This window comes from Mangrovicoccus algicola (assembly GCF_014903745.1).
Taxonomy (GTDB): Bacteria; Pseudomonadota; Alphaproteobacteria; order Rhodobacterales; family Rhodobacteraceae; genus Mangrovicoccus; species Mangrovicoccus algicola.
In genome coordinates this window covers 105,760-124,126 of sequence record NZ_JACVXA010000006.1, presented here as the reverse complement: position 1 = coordinate 124,126, position 18,367 = coordinate 105,760, and the positions used below count along the sequence as shown (strand labels likewise).

Genomic DNA, 18,367 nt, shown 5'->3' with positions numbered 1-18,367 from the left:
GCTGAGGCTGCGGCCCGGGGCAGGGCGGGCGGAACGGCTCTCGGCCCGGGCGGGGGCCTTCCTGGGCACCGATTCCTGCCGGGTCAGCCTGCCTGCCGGGCCGCGGCGGCTGGAGGCCCTTGCCGCCGCGGATCTGCCACTGGCGCTGACGGTCCCGGCCGATGCCGCCGGAGGGGAGGCGCCGGCCGCCGAGGCGCTGGCCTGTCTGCGCGCACATCGCTCCGGCACGGTTCCGGTGCTGCTGGAGGGCGCCGGCGGGGCGGCGCCGCGGCTGAGCACGCTGGACGCGCTCGACCCGGCGCAGATGCGCGCGGCGGGGATGGTCCTGATCGGCGGTTCCGCCAGCCGGGTGGTCGCGGCCTCCGATCCCGCGGCGGGCATCGGCGGGGTCTGGGTGCTGGGCGATGATCCGCTCGCGGCGGTTCCCTCCGGGGCGGCGGCGGAATGACCCGGCCGGTCCCGGGCTTCCTTGACAGCGCCGGCGGCCTGCCGACAAATGCGCCGAGCCCGGACAGAGGAGAAGCGCCATGGCCCAGAAGATTCCCGCGACCGTCGTCACCGGTTTCCTGGGGGCGGGCAAGACCACGCTGATCCGCCACCTGATCGAGACCGCCAATGGCCGCCGCATCGCGCTGGTGGTCAACGAATTCGGCGACCTGGGCGTCGATGGCGGCATCCTCAAGGGCTGCGGCATCGAGGGCTGCGCCGAGGATGACGTGATCGAGCTGTCCAATGGCTGCATCTGCTGCACCGTGGCCGAGGATTTCGTCCCCGCCATCGAGGGCCTGCTGGCGCGCGATCCCGCCCCCGATCATATCGTCATCGAGACCTCGGGCCTGGCCCTGCCGCAGCCCTTGGTGCGCGCCTTCCAGTGGCCCGCGATCCGGACCCGCGTCACCGTCGACGGCGTGGTGGCCGTGGTCGACGGCCCGGCGCTGTCCGAAGGCCGCTTTGCCGCCGACGAGGCGGCCGTGGACCGCCAGCGCGCCGCCGATGACGGGCTGGATCACGAGACGCCGCTGTCGGAACTCTTCGAGGACCAGCTGGCCTGTGCCGACATGGTCTTGCTGAACAAGGCCGATCTGATGGATGATCCGGCCGCGCTGGCGTCCCGCCTCGCGGCGCAGGTGCGCAAGGGCGTCCAGGTGATCCCGACCGCCCGCGGCGCGGTGGATCCGGCCGTGCTGCTGGGGCTGGAGATGGGCGCCGAGGACGACATGTCCGCGCGCCACGAACTGCACCACCACCACCATCACCATGACGATGATGACGACCACCATGGGGACGATCACGACGATCATCACCATGATCACGGCCATGACGCCTTCGAGAGCTTCGTGGTGGACCTGCCCGAGGCGGCCGATCCCGCGGCGCTGGAAACGCTGGTTGCTCGGGTCATCGCGGCGCATGACCTGCTGCGGGTGAAGGGATTTGCCGCCGTCGCGGGCAAGCCGATGCGGCTGGTGCTGCAGGCGGTGGGGCCGCGGGTGGAAAGCCATTTCGACCGGCCCTTCGCCCCGGGCGAGGCGCGGGGGACGCGGCTGGTGGTCATCGGCATGGCGGGGCTGGACCGCGCGGCGATCGCCGCCGCCCTCGGGGCCGTGACCGAGCCCGCCTGATGCATCTGCTTGCCGCGCAGCCCGGCGCCGTCAATGACGGCACCGAGCCCGTCGATCCGGGGCAGAGCCCGGCCGATGTGATCTTCCTGTCGGCGGCCGATACCGACCTGGCGGCGCTCAGCGCGGCGCGCGCCGCCATGGCCGACCCGCCGGGGCTGCGCCTGGCCAATATGGGCTGGCTGTCCCATCCCTTCACCGTCGACACCTATATCGAGCAGACCTGCCTCGGCGCCCGTCTGGTCGTGGCGCGGGTGCTGGGCGGGGTCGGCTATTTCCGCTACGCGCTGGAGCAGCTTTCCGCGCGGCTGGGCGCGGCGGGGATCTCCCTTGCGCTGCTGCCCGGCTGCGACCGTCCCGACGAGGAGCTTTTCGCGCTCTCCACCGTGTCGCGGGCCGACTGGGAGGCGCTCGGCGCCTATCTGCGCGAGGGCGGCCCGGCCAATGCGGCGGCCTTCCTGGAATTCTGCGCGCATCTGATCGGCCAGGGCCCGCGCCCGGCCGCGGCGCAGCCGCTGCTGCGGGCGGGCTGCTGGTGGCCGGGGCAGGGGGTGACGGGGCCGGATGACCTGCGGGGCCACTGGCAGGCAGAGGCCCCGGTCGTGGCGCTGGTCTTCTACCGGGCGCTTCTGGCGGGGGCCGGGCTGGACCCGGTGACGCAGATGGTCGCGGCGCTGCAGGCGCGCGGGCTGAATCCGCTGCCGGTCTTCGTCGCCTCGCTGAAGGACCCGGTCAGCATCGCGACGCTGGAGGGGATCTTCGCCGCCGCCCCGCCGGATCTGGTGCTGAATGCCACCTCCTTCGCCGTCTCCTCGCCGGACCCGGCGCAATGGCAGGGGGCGCGGCCCGATACGGTGCTGGACGCGCCCGGCGCGCCGGTGCTGCAGATCGTGCTGTCCGGCGGCGGCCGCGAGGCCTGGGCGGACTCCGCCCGCGGGCTGGCGGCGCGCGACGTGGCGATGAACGTGGCCCTGCCCGAGATCGACGGCCGCATCCTGTCGCGCGCCATCAGCTTCAAGGACGAGGCCTGGCATGATGCAGCCACCGAATGCCGGATCGCGGCCTATCGCGGCGATGCCGGGCGGGTGGCCTTCGTCGCCGAGCTGGCGGCGAACTGGGTGGCGCTGGCGCGGGCCCGCCCGGCAGAGCGGCGCGTGGCGCTGGTCCTGGCCAATTATCCCAATCGCGACGGGCGCCTGGCCAACGGCGTGGGGCTGGACACGCCCGAGGCGACGGTCGCCGTGCTGGGGGCGCTGGCGGCGGCGGGGTATCGCGTGACCGATCCGCCGACCGACAGTGCCGCGCTGATGGCGGCTGTCTTTGCGGGGCCGTCCAGCTGGCGGACCGACCGGGTGTCGCGGCGCGGCGGCGTGCGCCTGGCGCTGCAGGACTACCTGGACTGGTACCGGACCCTGCCCGCGGCGGCGCGGGCGCGGATCGAGGCGCGCTGGGGCGCCCCGGCGGAGGACCCTTTCGTCGAGCATGGCGCCTTTGCCCTGCCGGTGCTGGAGCACGGCAATGTGGTGGTCGCCCTGCAGCCCGCGCGGGGCTATCACATCGACCCCGAGGAGACCTATCACGCCCCCGACCTGGTGCCGCCGCATGGCTACCTGGCCTTCTACCTGTGGCTACGCGGGTCCTTCGGCGCCCATGCGATCGTGCATATGGGCAAGCACGGCAACCTCGAATGGCTGCCGGGCAAGGCGCTGGCGCTGTCGGAGGACTGCTTTCCCGAGATCGCGCTGGGACCGGTGCCGCATGTCTATCCGTTCATCGTCAACGATCCCGGCGAAGGCACCCAGGCCAAGCGCCGCGCGGCGGCGGTGATCGTCGATCACCTGACCCCGCCCCTGACCCGCGCCGAGAGCTACGGCCCGCTGCGCGCGCTGGAGGCGCTTGTCGACGAATATTACCAGGCCGCCGGGGTCGATGCCCGCCGCATCACCCATCTGCGCCGCGAGATCCTGTCGATGGTCTCGGCCACGGGGCTGGACCAGGATGCGGGGCTGGCCGGGCTGGGCGATGACGATGCGCGGCTGGCGCGGCTGGATGCCTATCTGTGCGAGCTGAAGGAAAGCCAGATCCGCGACGGGCTGCATGTCTTCGGCCGGGCGCCCGCTGGACGGCTGGCGCGCGACCTGATCCTTGCGCTGGCCCGGGTGCCGCGCGGGGCGGGCCGGGGCGGCGATGCCTCGCTGCAGCGGGCGCTTGCCGCCGATCTGGGGCTGGGCTTCGATCCGCTGGATTGCGACATGGCCGCCGCATGGAGCGGGCCGCGCCCGCGGGAGCTGTCCGGGCAGGATCCGTGGCGCACGGCCGGGGACACGGTGGAGCGGCTGGAGGATCTGGCGGCGCGGCTGGTGGAGCTGCCCGCCGCGGCGCCCGGCCCGGCCTCCGCCGCGGTGATGGCCGAGATCGCCGGGCGGATCCGTCCGGCGGTCGAAGGCGCGGGCGCGGCCGAGATGGCTGGTCTGCTGCGGGCGCTGGAGGGGCGGTTCCTGGCGCCGGGGCCGTCGGGGGCGCCGACGCGGGGGCGGCTCGACGTGCTGCCGACGGGGCGGAACTTCTTCTCCGTCGACAGCCGCGCGCTGCCCACCCGCACCGCTTGGGCGCTGGGATGGAAATCCGCCGCGCTGCTGGTCGAGGATTACCTGCAGCGCCAGGGCGATTGGCCGCGCGCGATGGCGCTGAGCGCCTGGGGCACCTCGAACATGCGCACCGGCGGCGATGACGTGGCCCAGGCGCTGGCGCTGATGGGGGTGAAACCCGTCTGGGAGGAAATGTCCGGCCGCGTCACCGGCTTCGAGATCATTCCCCTCTCGGCGCTGGGACGGCCGCGGGTGGATGTGACGCTGCGGGTCTCGGGCTTTTTCCGCGACGCCTTTCCGGCGCAGATGGACCTGGTGGATTCGGCGGCGCGCGCGGTGATGGCGCTGGAGGAGCCGGAGGCCGAGAACCCCGCCGCGGCAAGGTTCCGCGCCGAGGCGGCCGAGACCGGCGCGGACCGGGCCGGGGCGCGGGTCTTCGGCGCGGCGCCCGGCGGCTATGGCGCGGGGCTGCAGGCGATGCTGGAGGACGGGCTGTGGCGCGACCGGGACGATCTGGCAGAGAGCTTCCTGGACTGGGGCGGGCATGCCTATGGCGGCGGCGCCGAGGGCCGCGCGGCGCGCGCCGATTTCGCCCGCCGCCTGGGCCAGGCGGAGGCGGTCGTCCAGAACCAGGACAATCACGAGCATGACCTGCTGGATTCCGACGATTACTACCAGTTCGAGGGCGGGATGGCGGCGACGGTGGAGGCGCTGCGCGGCGCCGCACCGGTCAGCTATCACCCCGACCATTCCCGCCCCGAGACCCCGCGCATCCGCACGCTGGACGAGGAAATCGCCCGGGTCGTCCGCGCCCGCGCGGCCAATCCCAAATGGATCGCCGGGGCGATGCGCCACGGCTACAAGGGCGCGGCGGAGATGGCCGCGACGGTCGACTACCTTTTCGCCTTCGCGGCGACGACGGGCGCGGTGAAGGGCCACCATTTCGACCTGGTCTTCGAGGCCTATCTGGGCGACGACACGGTGCGCGACTTCCTCGAGGCGGCGAATGGCCCCGCCCTGCGAGAAATGGCCGCCCGCTTCGGCGAGGCGATGGAGCGCGGCATGTGGGTGCCGCGGTCGAATTCGGCGAGGGGGGTGGTGGAGGGGATGCAGGACGGGCGAGGGGCGGCGCCTGAACCCCGTTCAGAAAACGAAATTACATTCCGAAAATAAAGGTCCAGGATTCCGTTTCAGGTTGACGAGATCGCCTGAACCCATAGCCTGCGACCGAGTCCACACTCTGGGAGGAGACCTGAATGGATCGACGTACCCTGCTCGGCGCGGCGGCGATGGCTGCGCTGTCGCCCCGTCTGTCGCTGGCGGACGGGCAGACCGTGCCGAAGCTGAAACAGCCTCTGGAAAGCTACCGGCTCTGGCCGGAGGGGGCACCGGGCGGCGCGGCTGTGGAGGCGGCGGAGGAATGGATCCTGCGCAGCCCGGGCGGCGATCCGAATGACACGGCCGCGCTGCATGTGCGCGACCCGATCCTGATGGTGCGTCGGCCCCGCACACCCAACGGGGCGGCGGTGCTGATGATGCCCGGCGGCGGCTATCGCCGGGTGGCCGTCAGCCGCGCGGGCGGGCGCGAGGACCAGTGGTTCGAGGATCAGGGATTCACCACCTTCATCATGACCTACCGGCTGCCTGCCGATCCCTGGGCGGCGGGGCCGGAGGTCGCGCTGCAGGACGGCCAGCGCGCGCTGCGTTTCATCCGGCACAATGCCGGCGATTTCGGCATCGACCCGGCCCGGGTGGCGGTGGCGGGGTTCTCCGCGGGGGGTCATGTCGCCGGCTGGACCGCCGAGCGGTTCGCCCGCGCGGCCTATGAGCCGGTGGACGAGATCGACACCGCCGATCTGCGCCCCATGCTGGCGGGGCTGTTCTTTCCCGTCGTGACGATGATGCCCGATTACGCCCATGGCGGATCGCGCACGGAGATGTTCGGCGAGGACCCGCAGGATATCGCGTCGCAGCGCGCGGCATCGCTGGAACTGAACGTGCCCCCGGACATGCCGCCGACCTTCCTCGCGCATTCGCTGAACGATCCGTTCGTGCCGCCGCAGAACAGCAGCCAGCTGGCCGAGGCGCTGCGCGATCGCGGAATCCCGACCGAGTTGCACCTGTTCGAGACCGGCGGGCATGGCATCCAGATCCCCGAACAGCCGCTGGTGCACCTGGAATTGTGGCTGCCCTTCGCGAAACGTCACGGGCTGGTCTGAGCCTGCACCGGTCCCGGGGCGCCCGGCCCTAACCGGGTGCCCGTTCCGCCCAGCCTGCGAACACCTTCTCCAGCGCCACCACGATATAGTAGAGCACGATCCCCAGGAACGCCAAGGCGATCAGCACCGCGAACATCAGGGGGTAATCCGCGCTGATCTTGCCGCTGTCGAACAGCGCGCCGAGGCCGCGGCCGTGGGGGGAGACGATCTCCATCAGGTTGGTGCCGATGAAGGCCAGCGTGACCGAGACCTTCAGCGCGCCGAAGAATTCGGGCAGGGTCTTGGGCAGGGCGATCTTGCGGAACACCGTCAGCTGCGAGGCGCCCAGGGCGCGCAGGATGTCGCGGTATTCGGGCTCCAGCGTCGACAGCCCGATCGAGACGGAGACCGCGATCGGGAAGAAGGAGATCATGAAGGCGATCATGATCGTGTTGAAATCGTGCCGGCCGACGAAGATCAGCGCCATGATCGGCACGACCGTCGCCTTGGGGATGGCGTTGAAGCCGACGAGCAGCGGATAGAGCGCCTCGCGCGCCAGCCGCGAGAAGCCCATCACCATGCCGATGCCGGTCCCCGCCACCACCGCCAGCAGCAGCCCCGCCACCGTGCGCCACAGCGTCTGCCAGCCGTTTTCGAGAAACAGCCAGCGGTATTTCCAGAAGGCGGGCCAGAGGTCGGAGGGCGAGGCCATCTTGTAATCGGGCCAGCCTTTGGCCCAGACCAGCCATTCCCACAGCAGCAGGAAGACCAGGATGGCGCCGAGCGGGACGGCGATCTTGCGCAGGAGGGTCATGCCGCGTCCCGCCCCTGGGCGATCTGGATCTGGCGGCGCAGCGTGGCCAGCATCTCCACCGCCTCGGGCGTGTAGAGGATGTCGAGGTCGCGCGCGGCGGGCAGGCGGCTTGCCATGCGGTACTGGATCGTCGCCGGGCGCGCGGACATCACCACGATCTCGTCGGCGAGAAACACACTTTCGCGCAGGTCATGGGTGATCAGCACGGCGGTGAACCTTTCCTCGGCGCGCAGCCGCGCCATGGTCTGCCACAGATCCTCGCGGGTGAAGGCGTCGAGCGCGCCGAAGGGCTCGTCGAGGATCAGCACTTCGGGGCGGTGGACCAGCGCGCGGCAGAGCGAGGCGCGCTGGCGCATGCCGCCCGAGAGCTCGGAGGGGCGCTTCTCCTCGAATTCCGACAGGCCCACCAGCGCCAGCAATTCGCGGGCGCGGTCGAGCCGCGCGGCGCGCGACAGGGTGTTGGGCACGATCTCCAGGGGCAGCAGCACATTCGACAGGATCGAGCGCCATTCCAGCAGGACCGGGTTCTGGAAGGCCATGCCGACGGTCGCGCGGGGCGCGCGTACCATCTGGCCGCCCAGCCAGACCTGGCCCTCGTCGGGGCGCATCAGCCCGGCGATCAGCTTGGTCAGCGTGGACTTGCCGCAGCCCGAGGGGCCGACGAAGGCGGTGAAGCTGCCCGGCGGCATCTTCACGTCGAGATGGCGGAGCACCGGCAGGGGACCCGTCTCGGTGCGGTAGGCATGGGTGACGGCGCGAAGCTCGATCTCGGCGGACATGGCGGCTCACGAGGGAAGGAGGCCCCGGGTCAAGCCCGGGGCGGGACGGTGCCGGCGCGCGGAATGCGCGCCCCGCGGGGTGGGTTCACCGGAGCGGGAAGCCGCCCTCGGGCAGGTAGGCATCGGTGAAATAGGCCGAGGCATCGGGCGCCTCGGCGAAGTCGTAGGTCTCGCCGATCTGCACGAGGGCGCGCTCGAACCGGTCGGGGTCGATCCCGCCCATGCCGTGCTCGGCCACCCAGGGGGTCGCGACATTGGCGTCGATGACCATCTGCAGGCGGCGGGTCTCGAGGTCGAGATCGCCTGCCGGGTTGCGCTCGATCACCATCGCGGCGCCGGCCGCCGGATCGGCGATCGCGTCGGTCCAGCCGGCCGCGACGGCGGCGAGGAAGCCCTTGACCAGTTCGGGATTGGCCGCGGCGAAATCGGTGTTGACGATGATGCCGTTGCCGTAGAGCTCCAGCCCGTGATCGGCCATCAGGATCGTGGAGATGTCGTCCTCGGGCACGCCCAGCCGCACGAGGTTCAGATAGGAGGAGAAGTTGAAGCCGGTCACTGCCGCCACCTTGCCCTCTGCCAGCATCGGCTCGCGGGTGGGGAAGCCGACGGGCTCCACCGTGATCTTCTCCATGTCGATGCCGCTGGCGCCGGCGAAGGGGACGAACTGCGCCCAGGCGCCGTCGGGGGGCGGCGCGCCCAGCACCTTGCCCTCGAGATCCTTGGGCGCCTCGACGCCCAGGCTCCTGCGGCCGATGACGGCGAAGGGCGGTTTGTCATAGGTCATCATCACCATGACGACCGGCGCGTCGGGATTCTGGTCCTTGAACTTGATCAGGCTGTTGATGTCGGCGAAGCCGAAGGGATAGGCGCCGGTGGCGACTTTCGGGATCGCGTCGAGCGAGCCCTGGCCTGCCAGCACCTCGACGGCCAGACCGGCCTCGGCGAAATGGCCGTTGTCGATGGCGGCGAAATAGGGCGCGGCGGGGCCCTCGAACTTCCAGTCCAGCGCAAGCTGCACCTGGGTTTCGGCCTGGGCGGCGATGGCGCCGAGGCCGAGCGCGGCAGTCAGGATCGTGGCACGCAGGAACATGATCGGAAGAACCTCCCCTCCGGGTTGTGACGGATGGACCGACGGTGACGCGGGCGGCGGCGGCTGTCAGGCGCGGCGGATGCCGCGGCAGATGAAATACGCTGGCGGGTCGGGATTGTGCACAATCAGCGGGCGGATTGCTTTGCCAGCGGGCGGCCGGAGAAGCCCGGGGCCCCGGTGAAGGGCAGTTCGAACCGGGCGAAGCCCTCGGGCGTGTCGCCCAGGTCGGCGAGGCGCAGCCGGGCGAGATCCGCGGGGAGGTCGCGCACCCTGGGCGAGGTCTCCAGCACGGCGCTTGCCCCGGGGATCGCCGCGAAATGCCAGGGAGGATCCGCGAGCGGGGCGGCGGGACGCTCGGCCAGATGCGCCGCCAGGATGCCGCGCAGCGCCTGGGAGGTCTCCGCGATGACGGGGCCGGCCGCCGGGCCGGGATAGTTGCCGCCGCCGCCCAGCCGGTAGTTGTTGGTCGCAACGACCATCCGGTCCTGCACGGCGACGGGGCGTCCGTCGATGCGCAGATCCCGGATGCGCCGGGCGGACGGGTCGGCCAGCACGCCGCTTGCCGCGTCGTAGCGGGGCGGGCCGGACAGGTCGATCGCGTAGCGCGCGCCGAAGAGCGTGTCGAATTCGTAGCCGGGCTGGCGGGGCGGCACCAGCGGCTGGCAGCGTCGGCCCGGGCGGATCTGCAGGAAGATGCTGGCGGCGCGTTCCAGCCATTCGCACAGCTCGGCCCCGGTGATGACCCGGCCGCAGAGGCTGTTGGGATAGGCGTAGAGATCGGCCACATGGCGCAGCGAGAGGGGGCCCTCGGGCACGTCGGTGTAGAAATCCGGCCCGGCCCGGCCGCCGCTCTTGAAGGGGGATACCGCCGAGAGGAGCGGCAGCCCGGCATGGTCCGTATCGGCGATCAGCGCCGCCAGCGCCGCGCCCTGCGCCTCGGCCACCACCGCCTGGGCGGCATCGGGACCGGCCAGGGACAGGTAGCTGTGCAGGCGCGTCCGGCTGCGCCCGACCGGGCGGTCCAGCCAGGCCTGCGTGGCGCGATGCGCGGGACGGGCGGCGGCAAGAATGCCCGGATCCTCGGGCAGGGGCGTCCCGTCCGGCTCTTCGGGAGGAAGGGCGCGGCTGCGCGCCCCGGCCACCTGCCAGCCGCCGCCGGGCGCGGGAACGAGGTCCAGGTCGATCACCCCCAGATGCGAGCCCCAGAATCCCGGCTGCACCAGCGGCGTGCCATGCACCCTGTCGGCACCGGGCGGCGCCCCGGGCGGCGGGAAGACCGCATGCGAATGCCCGGCGATGATCGCGTCCACGCCCGGCAGCCGCGCCAGCGCGGTGGCCGCCTGTTCCAGCATCGGCTCGTCGCTGTCGGCACCGGGGCCCGAATGGCTCAGCACCAGCACGAGATCGGCCCCCGCGGCGCGCATCCCGGGCAGGTGCCCGGCTACCGCCTCGCGGATGCCGCGCAGCTGCACCCGGTCGGCAAGGATGCGGCGGTCCCAGTCGAGGATCTGCGGCGGCAGCGCGCCGATGACGCCGATGCGCAGCCTGTGGCGCGCGCCGCTCTGGTCGGGCAGGTCGCGCTCGAGGATGACCCAGGGCGGCAGCAGCGTGGCGTCCGCCGCCGGGACGGCACCGCGGCGGGTCAGCACATTGGCGCAGACCAGCGGATAGCGCGCCTGCCGCGCGGCCGCGTCCAGGAAGGGGAGCCCGTAGTTGAAATCGTGATTGCCGGGCGTCGCGGCATCCACGCCCAGCTGGTTCAGCGCCCGGATCATCGGGTGGGCGCGGCCCTCTGCGGCCGCCTCCGCCGCCCAGTCGCCGAGCGCCGTGCCCTGCAGCGTGTCGCCATTGTCGAAGAGCAGGCAGGCCGGGGCCTCGGCGCGCAGCCGGGCGATCAGCGTCGCGAGCCGCGCCAGCCCCGTGCCCGGCTGCGCCCGCCCGGTTTCGTAATCATGGCCCAGCAGATGGGCATGCAGATCGGTCAGTCCCAGCAGCCGCAGGCTGATCCGCGGCGCGCCTGCGATCGGGGGCGGGGAAGGGCTCTGCGTCACGGCGTCTCCTGCAAGCGGCGTTCCCGCAGCCGGGGTGCTGGCCGGGGCAGTCCCATAAGGGCCGCAGCAGGCCGCGGTTTGCAAGCGCGGCGTGCCTGTGTCATTCGGACGCCGATGAAACCGCGCGGCCCGGAGATAGCTTTGCGCTCATGAAAAGTTACTGCTTTGAGGGAAGCGACCTGGACCGGGCCGCGCATCTGCGCGGGGAGGCTGCAGGGCTGCTGCGGCGCGCGGAGGCGCGGGTCCTGCCGCTGTGGCGGGGCAAGGTGCTGGTTGCGGGCGATCCGGCCGACCGGCTGGGATGGCTGCATCCGCAGGCCCCGGGGCTGGCCCCCGCGGGCGCGGCGATGATCTTCCTGGGGCTGTCCGGGGGCGCGCCGGTCTTCGCCTGCGACCTGCCGGACTGGCAGGCGGCCGATGCGCAGGCGGAGGGGTTCGACCGCTTCGCGGATCTCTCCGAGCAGGCGCATCCCCTGTTTCCCTCCGGCACCCGCTTTGCCGAGCTGCGCGCGGTGATGACACGGCTCGGCCCGCGGGAGGCGGAGATCGCGGCGCTGGCGCGGGCGCTGACCCAATGGCACGGCACGCACGGGTTCTGCGCCCGCTGCGGCACGGGTTCGGCCATGGCCGCGGGGGGCTGGACCCGCCGCTGCCCCGCCTGCGGGGCCGAGCATTACCCGCGCACCGATCCGGTGGTCATCATGCTGGTGACGCGCGGCAACCGGGTCCTGCTGGGGCGCAACGCGCCCTGGCCGCCGGGCATGTATTCGCTGCTGGCGGGGTTCGTCGAACCGGGCGAGACGCCCGAGGCGGCGGTGCGCCGCGAGGTTCTGGAGGAGGCCGGCATCCGGGTCGGCGCGGTGCGCTATCTTGCCAGCCAGCCCTGGCCCTTTCCCACGCAGCTGATGACCGCCTGGACGGCGGAGGCGCTGGACGAGGAGATCACGCTGGATCCCGAGGAGCTGGAGGATGCCCGCTGGATCAGCCGCGAGGAGCTCGCCCAGGCCTTCCGCGGCGCCCATCCCCTGATTGCCCCGGCCAGGCCGGGGGCGATTGCCCGGGCTGTCCTGGACCACTGGCTTGCGGACCGGCTGGACCTGCTGTCGCCCGGTCCGACCCTTCCCCCTGCCGCCTGACGGAGACATGAGATGAATCTCAGGAGCCAAGAGACCTATCCGGTGCCCGCCGCGGCGGCCCATGCCGCGCTGGCCGACCCGGAGGGGCTGACCCGCATCCTGCGCAGCCAGGGCGTGCAGGTGAACGAGGTCACGCCCGGCTGGCCCGACGGGACGGACACCATCTGGAAACTGGGGGTCGGGGTGAAGGGCATTCACCGCAACGTCACGCTGCGCGTGACGCAGATCCGTCCCGATCGCGGCATGGTGCTGGCCTATGAATCCGACGGCATCCATGGCGAGGTGGTGATCGACATCGCGGCGGCGGGGCCGGAAAGCTGCACCATCGCCTATGACATCGCCATCGCCGCGCGGGGCATTGCCGGGCGCCTGATGCTGCAGCCGCTGCGCGTGGCGCAGCACAGGGTCGAGCAGAAGCTGCACGGACGCATCACTGCCTTCACCCGCAGCCGCCTGGGCCTGGCCTGAGCGGCCGCCGGTCCCGCCGCCGCGGGACCGGGGCAGGGGTCATTCCCCGGCCAGGGCGATCTCCCGGCGCCGGGCGGCGGCCGGATAGACGCCCATGATCTCCACCCGCGAGGTGAAGTAGCGCAGTTCGTCCAGCGCGCGCATGACGGCGGCATCCTCGGGATGGCCCTCGATCTCGGCGAAGAACTGGGTCGCGGTGAAGGAGCCGCCGACCATGTAGCTTTCCAGCTTGGTCATGTTGACGCCGTTGGTCGCGAAACCGCCCATCGCCTTGTAGAGCGCGGCGGGGATGTTGCGGACCTGGAAGATGAAGGAGGTGATCATCCCGTGGCTGCCGCGGCGGGAATGGTCGGGGTGGTGATCCATGACCAGGAAGCGGGTGGTGTTGTTGGACTGGTCCTCGATATGGCGCGCGATCACGTCGAGCCCGTAGATCTCGCCCGCCAGTTCCGAGGCCAGCGCCGCCACCGAGCGCTCGCCCAGCGTCGCCACGTCGCGCGCCGCGCCGGCATTGTCGGACCAGTTCTCGCCCTCGATGCCGTTGGCGCGCAGGAACTCGCTGCACTGCCCCAGCAGGACCGACATCGACCGCGCGGTCTTCACCTCGCGCAGCGTCGCGCCCTTCACCGCCAGCAGGTTGATATGCACCCGCACATAGGCCTCGTCGATGATGTGCAGCCCCGATCCCGGCAGCAGCCGGTGGATATCGGCGACGCGGCCATAGGTGGTGTTCTCGATCGGCAGAAGCGCCAGCTGCGCCTTGCCCGAATGCATCGCGTCGAAGACGTCCTCGAAGGTCCGGCAGGGCAGGGGCTGGTGATCCGGGCGCGCCTCGCGGCAGGCCTGATGCGAATAGGCGCCGGGTTCCCCCTGGAACGCGATGTAGTTTGCCATGCCTTCATTCCTTCTGTGGTCTTCTGCGGAAGGCGCCGTCGCAGACATGCAGATTGCGCGTTCCGAGGCGGACCTACACCTTGATGTGAACGGATGTAAGCCGCTACAGTCGGTCAACGAAACCCAGGGGGAGCGAATGTTCGACACGATGACATTCACCAAGGTGGCGGCGGGGCTGTGCGGGACCTTTCTGGTCTTCCTGCTCGGCGGCTGGGCCGGAGAGCTGCTGTATCACACCGGCGGCGGACATGGCGCGGAGGGGGAACAGGCCTATGTGATCGACACCGGCGCCGAGGAGGGCGACGCCGCGCCGGAGGAGCAGGTCGATTTCGCCACCCTGCTGGCCTCCGCCGATCCGGCATCGGGCGAGAGGGTCTATGCCAAGTGCAGGGCCTGCCACAAGCTTGACGGCACCAATGGCACCGGTCCGCATCTGGATGGCGTGGTCGGGCGCGCCATCGGCGGGGTGGAGGGCTTCGCCTATTCCGACGCGCTGGCCGGACATGGCGGCGACTGGACGCCGGAGGCGCTGGATCACTGGCTGGAAAATCCCAAAGGCTACATCCCGGGCAACAAGATGGCCTTCGCCGGGCTCAAGAAGATCGAGGACCGCGCCGACCTGGTGGCCTATCTGCAATCCGTGCCCTGAGCCGGACGCCCCGGCGGATCTCTTGCGGGCGGCCCCGGGGCCGCCCTTTTCTCATGACCTTTCCACAGGCCGGTCCTGCCGGAAAGCGTCGCAGGGAAGTGATGAATGCGTGACGGTTATGTTTTCGGCAAGCTCTTGCCCACAGGGGGACGGTCTGGGCTATCATGCGCGCATTCGCGGCGGATAGCGCGGCCGGCAGGCCGCGCGGGCATCATCTCAAGGAGGCGCTTTTGAGCACCGAAATCTCCACATGGACTCGCCAGTCCGGACGCTTCGTCTGGGCGCTTGCCCTCGGTCTTTCGCTGGCCATCGGGGCCCCGCAGGCGGGCCAGGCGCGCAGCGCGCCGGACAGTTTCGCCGACCTGGCCGAGCATGTCAGCGACGCGGTGGTGAACATCACCACGACCACCGTCATCGCCGCGCAGCCATCCGGCCCGGGCAACCTGTTTCCCGAAGGCTCGCCCTTCGAGGAATTCTTCCGCGAGTTCAACAACCCGCGCCAGGACGAGCAGCGGCAGCGCCGGGGCCAGGCCCTGGGGTCGGGCTTCGTGATCTCGCCCGACGGCTATATCGTCACCAACAACCACGTCATCGAGAGCGCCGACGAGATCTCGATCGAGTTCTTCTCGGGCCGGACGCTGGATGCCGAGGTGGTGGGCACCGATCCCAAGACCGACATCGCGCTGCTGAAGGTCGAGAGCGACGAGGATCTGCCCTTCGTCGAATTCGGCGACAGCGAGGCGATGCGCGTCGGCGACTGGGTCATGGCCATGGGCAACCCGCTGGGGCAGGGCTTCTCGGTTTCGGCAGGCATCGTCTCGGCCAAGGCGCGGGCGCTTCAGGGCTCCTATGACGACTTCATCCAGACCGATGCCGCCATCAACCGCGGCAATTCCGGCGGTCCGCTCTTCGACATGGAAGGCGACGTGATCGGCGTGAATACCGCGATCCTGTCCCCCAATGGCGGCTCCATCGGGATCGGCTTCGCGATGTCCTCCAATGTCGTGTCGCGCGTCGTGGACCAGCTGCAGGAATACGGCGAGACGCGCCGCGGCTGGCTGGGCGTGCGGATCCAGGATGTCGACGAACAGCTGGCCGAGGCGCTGGGTCTGGCCTCGGCCGAGGGGGCGCTGGTCACCGACGTGCCCGAAGGCCCGGCGCTGGAGGCCGGGATGCAGTCGGGCGATGTCATCACCGCCTTCGACGGCCGCCCTGTCGAGGATACCCGCAGCCTGGTCCGCCAGGTCGGCGACACCACCGTCGGCAAGACCGTGCCCGTCACGGTGATCCGCGAGGGCAACGAGGTGGCGCTTGATGTCACTCTGGGCCGCCGCGAGACCGCCGAGGCCGTGCCCGCCGCCATGACCCAGGAGGCGCCCGCCTCCGAGGGCGAGATCCTGGGCATGACCCTGTCGACCATGACCGACGAGATCCGCCAGGAACTGGGCCTGTCCGACACGGCCGAGGGCGTGGTGGTGCGCGATCTCGACGAGGCGGGCGACGCCTTCGCCAAGGGCATCCGGGCAGGGGACGTGATCGCCGAGGCGGGCCAGGTCCCGGTCGCCGATCTTGCCGCGCTGGAGGCGCAGATCGCCGCGGCGAAGGATGCCGGGCGCAAGTCTCTGCTGCTGCTGGTGCGCCGGGCCGATCAGCCGCGCTTTGTGGCGCTGGCGCTGGACGGGAACTGATCCGCGCCGGTCCCTCCCGACCCATGCAGGGGCGTCCTTCGGGGCGCCCCTTCGCGTTGCGGGATGCGGGCAATGGCGGGAGCAGAGGCAAAAGCGGAAAAGAAAAAGGGGCCGCCCGGCAAGGCGGCCCCGTTCCGTGATGCGTGGCGCCTCACTGCTTGGGCGTGAAAGAGCCCGATTCCTGACGCGGCGGATAGTCCTCGAAAGTGGCCATGTGCTCTTTCACGATCTCCACCGTCGGGGCGATGGCGAACATGCGGCGCACGATCCAGTCGTCGTAATAGGACGAGGTTTCGGGGGCCATCTCGAAGGGATCGGCGCGCAGGTCGATGAAGATCGGGGCCTTGTGCGCGGTCTGGCCTTCGAACCAGGCATCGACGCCCTCATGCTCCTGCGTGCTGAAATTGGCCTTGTAGCGGCCGAAGCGCACCGCGCCCAGGGTGCCGTCATCGACCCAGGCGAAATACTGGTTGCGCGGCCAGGCGTCCCCCTCGCCGGCCTGCCCGGTCAGGTGGGGCAGCAGGTTGTAGCCGTCGAGATGGACGTTGAAGCTCTTGTCCCCGGCCTGGTAGCCTTCCAGCAGCTTCTCCTTGATCTCCGGCTCGCCCGCCGCGGCGACCAGCGTCGGGAACATGTCCTCCAGCGACAGGATCTCGTTGGAGATCTGGCCGCCCTCGATATGTCCGGGCCACTTGATCATGAAGGGCACGCGGGTCCCGCCTTCCCAGGTGGTGGCCTTCTCGCCGCGGAAGGGCGAGGTGCCGCCATCGGGCCAGCTGAATTTCTCGGCGCCGTTATCGGTGGTGTAGATGACGATGGTGTTGTCGGCGGCGCCCATCTCGTCCAGCTTGCCCAGCAGCTCGCCGATCATGCCGTCATGTTCGACCATGCCGTCGGCATAGATGCCCAGACCCGTGGCGCCCTGGCTCTCTTCCTTGAGATGGGTGAAGATATGCATCCGCGTGGTGTTGAACCAGACGAACCAGGGCGTATCCGACTCCTCCTGGCGCTGGATGAAATCGACGGCCGCGGTCAGGAATTCCTCGTCCACCGTCTCCATCCGCTTCCTGGTCAGCGGACCGGTATCCTCGATCTCGCCATCCGCCGTGGCCTTCAGCACGCCGCGCGGGCCGAAGTTTTCCCGGAATTCCGGGTCCTGCGGATAGTCGGGATTCTCCGGCTCTTCCTCGGCATTGAGATGGTAGAGATTGCCGAAGAATTCGTCGAAGCCGTGATTGGTCGGCAGGAACTCGTCCAGGTCGCCCAGGTGGTTCTTGCCGAACTGCCCGGTGGCATAGCCCATCGGCTTCAGCATTTCCGCGATGGTGGGATCCTCGGGCTGAAGTCCGATCGGATCGCCCGGCATGCCGATCTTCAGCAGGCCCGTGCGCTTGGGCGACTGGCCGGTGATGAAGGCGGCGCGCCCGGCGGTGCAGCTCTGCTGGCCATAGGCATCGGTGAACAGGATGCCGTCGCGGGCAATGCTGTCGATATTGGGCGTCTGGTATCCCATGACCCCCAGATTGTAGGCGCTGGTATTGTACCAGCCGATATCGTCGCCCATGATGACCAGGATATTGGGTTTCTCGCCCTCCTGGGCCTGGCTTGCGCCGGCGGCGAGGGTCAGGGCCGTGATCAGGCCCGTCATGCGTTTCATAGGGGTCCCTCCTGTTTGATCACCCGGGGACAGGCTACATGCTGCTGGGGTAAGATCGAAAGGTTTATCGTTCCGCTCCGACGGGTCGCATCCCGGCGTGTCGCGACGAGGCCGGGGGGCTTTGGATGCCGTGACCCGAAGCGGGGCGGATGGCCGGTCGGGGCCCACCGCGCGGCGCCATTTCCCCGCCCCTCCGGATGCGCCGCGCTTCCCCCGCAAACGCGCGGCAAACAGGAGGTAGATACGGCCTTTCTTAGCGATTTCAATGCCTTGGGGTTAGGTGTCCGAAAGGCGAAGAAAATGGAGTTTCTGCCTTGTATATCCATGACTTGCTGGGCTATACGCGTCGGCGGAGACGTGGCCGAGTGGTCGAAGGCGCTCCCCTGCTAAGGGAGTAGGCCCGGAAGGGTCTCGAGGGTTCGAATCCCTTCGTCTCCGCCACTTACCACCGTAAGTGATTGATTTTCTTGAGAATTAATTATGAGAAGTCGATCCGCATGCCATCCAGCATGTCATCGTGAAGGCGACTAAAACAAGGTGTCTACCTCGGGTATTCAGCACACAGAAAGTTCCGTCTAGGGCTGGCGCCCTGGACAAGACAAACTTCCTGTTCCCTCCTGCACCCTGAAAACGCAGTCACTGGCCTGCATTTTCTCCCCTCCTGCGGCGGGCCGGGCTCGTCGGTGCGCGAAACCTTTACTCTGCGCTTGACGCCGACAAATCTCGCTGGCGCTACTCG

At 70.1% G+C, this 18,367-nt stretch carries 13 protein-coding genes, 1 tRNA gene and 1 pseudogene; 9 read left to right on the top strand and 6 right to left on the bottom strand.

The window, feature by feature from the left end; all coding sequences use genetic code 11:
* The 4 genes and pseudogenes from ICN82_RS03340 to ICN82_RS03325 form a co-directional block, all read left to right on the top strand.
* Positions 1 to 448 (top strand): annotated as a pseudogene (locus tag ICN82_RS03340) (hypothetical protein); the annotation flags it as partial.
* Positions 449 to 527: 79 nt separating this feature from the next.
* On the top strand, positions 528 to 1,619 hold the full coding sequence (gene cobW / locus ICN82_RS03335) for a cobalamin biosynthesis protein CobW (RefSeq protein WP_193179599.1): 1,092 nt from the start codon (positions 528 to 530) through the stop codon (positions 1,617 to 1,619).
* On the top strand, positions 1,619 to 5,377 hold the full coding sequence (gene cobN, locus ICN82_RS03330; RefSeq protein WP_193179597.1) for a cobaltochelatase subunit CobN: 3,759 nt from the start codon (positions 1,619 to 1,621) through the stop codon (positions 5,375 to 5,377). The genes cobW and cobN overlap by 1 nt, the downstream gene beginning before the upstream one ends.
* 83 nt (positions 5,378 to 5,460) lie before the next feature.
* The gene (locus ICN82_RS03325) at positions 5,461 to 6,423 is read left to right on the top strand and encodes an alpha/beta hydrolase (RefSeq protein ID WP_193179595.1); all 963 of its coding nucleotides are present in this window, start codon (positions 5,461 to 5,463) and stop codon (positions 6,421 to 6,423) included.
* A gap of 28 nt (positions 6,424 to 6,451) precedes the next feature.
* Here ICN82_RS03325 and ICN82_RS03320 read toward each other — a convergent pair whose 3' ends face one another.
* From ICN82_RS03320 to ICN82_RS03305, 4 genes are all read right to left on the bottom strand, one after another.
* A complete protein-coding gene (locus ICN82_RS03320; protein WP_193179593.1) occupies positions 6,452 to 7,216 on the bottom strand; it encodes an ABC transporter permease in 765 nt (254 codons plus the stop codon).
* On the bottom strand, positions 7,213 to 7,995 hold the full coding sequence (locus ICN82_RS03315) for an ABC transporter ATP-binding protein (protein ID WP_193179591.1): 783 nt from the start codon (positions 7,993 to 7,995) through the stop codon (positions 7,213 to 7,215). Before ICN82_RS03315 ends, ICN82_RS03320 begins: the two co-directional genes overlap by 4 nt.
* Before the next feature lie 85 nt (positions 7,996 to 8,080).
* Positions 8,081 to 9,085, bottom strand: a complete 1,005-nt coding sequence (locus ICN82_RS03310; protein WP_193179590.1) for an ABC transporter substrate-binding protein — start codon at positions 9,083 to 9,085, stop codon at positions 8,081 to 8,083.
* Between the two features lie 125 nt (positions 9,086 to 9,210).
* Complete coding sequence (locus ICN82_RS03305) at positions 9,211 to 11,136, bottom strand: bifunctional 2',3'-cyclic-nucleotide 2'-phosphodiesterase/3'-nucleotidase (RefSeq protein ID WP_193179588.1); 1,926 nt, start codon at positions 11,134 to 11,136, stop codon at positions 9,211 to 9,213.
* A gap of 149 nt (positions 11,137 to 11,285) precedes the next feature.
* On the opposite strand from ICN82_RS03305, the gene nudC reads away from it, so the two are divergent.
* Both nudC and ICN82_RS03295 read left to right on the top strand, forming a co-directional pair.
* The gene (gene nudC, locus ICN82_RS03300; RefSeq protein WP_193179586.1) at positions 11,286 to 12,272 is read left to right on the top strand and encodes an NAD(+) diphosphatase; all 987 of its coding nucleotides are present in this window, start codon (positions 11,286 to 11,288) and stop codon (positions 12,270 to 12,272) included.
* 12 nt (positions 12,273 to 12,284) lie between these two features.
* On the top strand, positions 12,285 to 12,740 hold the full coding sequence (locus ICN82_RS03295; RefSeq protein WP_193179582.1) for a hypothetical protein: 456 nt from the start codon (positions 12,285 to 12,287) through the stop codon (positions 12,738 to 12,740).
* A gap of 39 nt (positions 12,741 to 12,779) precedes the next feature.
* Here the strand turns inward: ICN82_RS03295 and ICN82_RS03290 are convergent, their stop codons facing one another.
* Positions 12,780 to 13,634, bottom strand: coding sequence for a prephenate dehydratase (locus tag ICN82_RS03290; protein WP_193179581.1), 855 nt, complete (start codon positions 13,632 to 13,634; stop codon positions 12,780 to 12,782).
* Positions 13,635 to 13,770: 136 nt separating this feature from the next.
* Here ICN82_RS03290 and ICN82_RS03285 point away from each other — a divergent pair, with 136 nt between their 5' ends.
* Entirely contained in the window at positions 13,771 to 14,283 is a 513-nt protein-coding gene (locus ICN82_RS03285; protein ID WP_193179580.1) for a c-type cytochrome, read from the top strand.
* Positions 14,284 to 14,447: 164 nt separating this feature from the next.
* Positions 14,448 to 15,971: a DegQ family serine endoprotease gene (locus tag ICN82_RS03280; RefSeq protein WP_193179579.1), complete on the top strand. Its 1,524-nt coding sequence runs from the start codon at positions 14,448 to 14,450 to the stop codon at positions 15,969 to 15,971.
* Between the two features lie 151 nt (positions 15,972 to 16,122).
* On the opposite strand, the gene ICN82_RS03275 is transcribed toward ICN82_RS03280, so the two are convergent.
* A complete protein-coding gene (locus tag ICN82_RS03275; protein ID WP_193179578.1) occupies positions 16,123 to 17,628 on the bottom strand; it encodes an arylsulfatase in 1,506 nt (501 codons plus the stop codon).
* A gap of 351 nt (positions 17,629 to 17,979) precedes the next feature.
* On the opposite strand from ICN82_RS03275, the gene ICN82_RS03270 reads away from it, so the two are divergent.
* Positions 17,980 to 18,069, top strand: a tRNA-Ser gene (locus ICN82_RS03270).
* The last annotated feature ends 298 nt before the right edge of the window (positions 18,070 to 18,367 follow it).

Bases quoted from the DNA above. Each gene is read 5' to 3' on its own strand.
- cobW (WP_193179599.1), top strand. From the start codon at position 528: ATGGCCCAGAAGATTCCCGCGACCGTCGTCACCGGTTTCCTGGGGGCG.
- cobN (WP_193179597.1), top strand. From the start codon at position 1,619: ATGCATCTGCTTGCCGCGCAGCCCGGCGCCGTCAATGACGGCACCGAG.
- ICN82_RS03325 (WP_193179595.1), top strand. From the start codon at position 5,461: ATGGATCGACGTACCCTGCTCGGCGCGGCGGCGATGGCTGCGCTGTCG.
- ICN82_RS03320 (WP_193179593.1), bottom strand. From the start codon at position 7,216: ATGACCCTCCTGCGCAAGATCGCCGTCCCGCTCGGCGCCATCCTGGTC.
- ICN82_RS03315 (WP_193179591.1), bottom strand. From the start codon at position 7,995: ATGTCCGCCGAGATCGAGCTTCGCGCCGTCACCCATGCCTACCGCACC.
- ICN82_RS03310 (WP_193179590.1), bottom strand. From the start codon at position 9,085: ATGTTCCTGCGTGCCACGATCCTGACTGCCGCGCTCGGCCTCGGCGCC.
- nudC (WP_193179586.1), top strand. From the start codon at position 11,286: ATGAAAAGTTACTGCTTTGAGGGAAGCGACCTGGACCGGGCCGCGCAT.
- ICN82_RS03295 (WP_193179582.1), top strand. From the start codon at position 12,285: ATGAATCTCAGGAGCCAAGAGACCTATCCGGTGCCCGCCGCGGCGGCC.
- ICN82_RS03290 (WP_193179581.1), bottom strand. From the start codon at position 13,634: ATGGCAAACTACATCGCGTTCCAGGGGGAACCCGGCGCCTATTCGCAT.
- ICN82_RS03285 (WP_193179580.1), top strand. From the start codon at position 13,771: ATGTTCGACACGATGACATTCACCAAGGTGGCGGCGGGGCTGTGCGGG.
- ICN82_RS03280 (WP_193179579.1), top strand. From the start codon at position 14,448: ATGCGCGCATTCGCGGCGGATAGCGCGGCCGGCAGGCCGCGCGGGCAT.
- ICN82_RS03275 (WP_193179578.1), bottom strand. From the start codon at position 17,628: ATGAAACGCATGACGGGCCTGATCACGGCCCTGACCCTCGCCGCCGGC.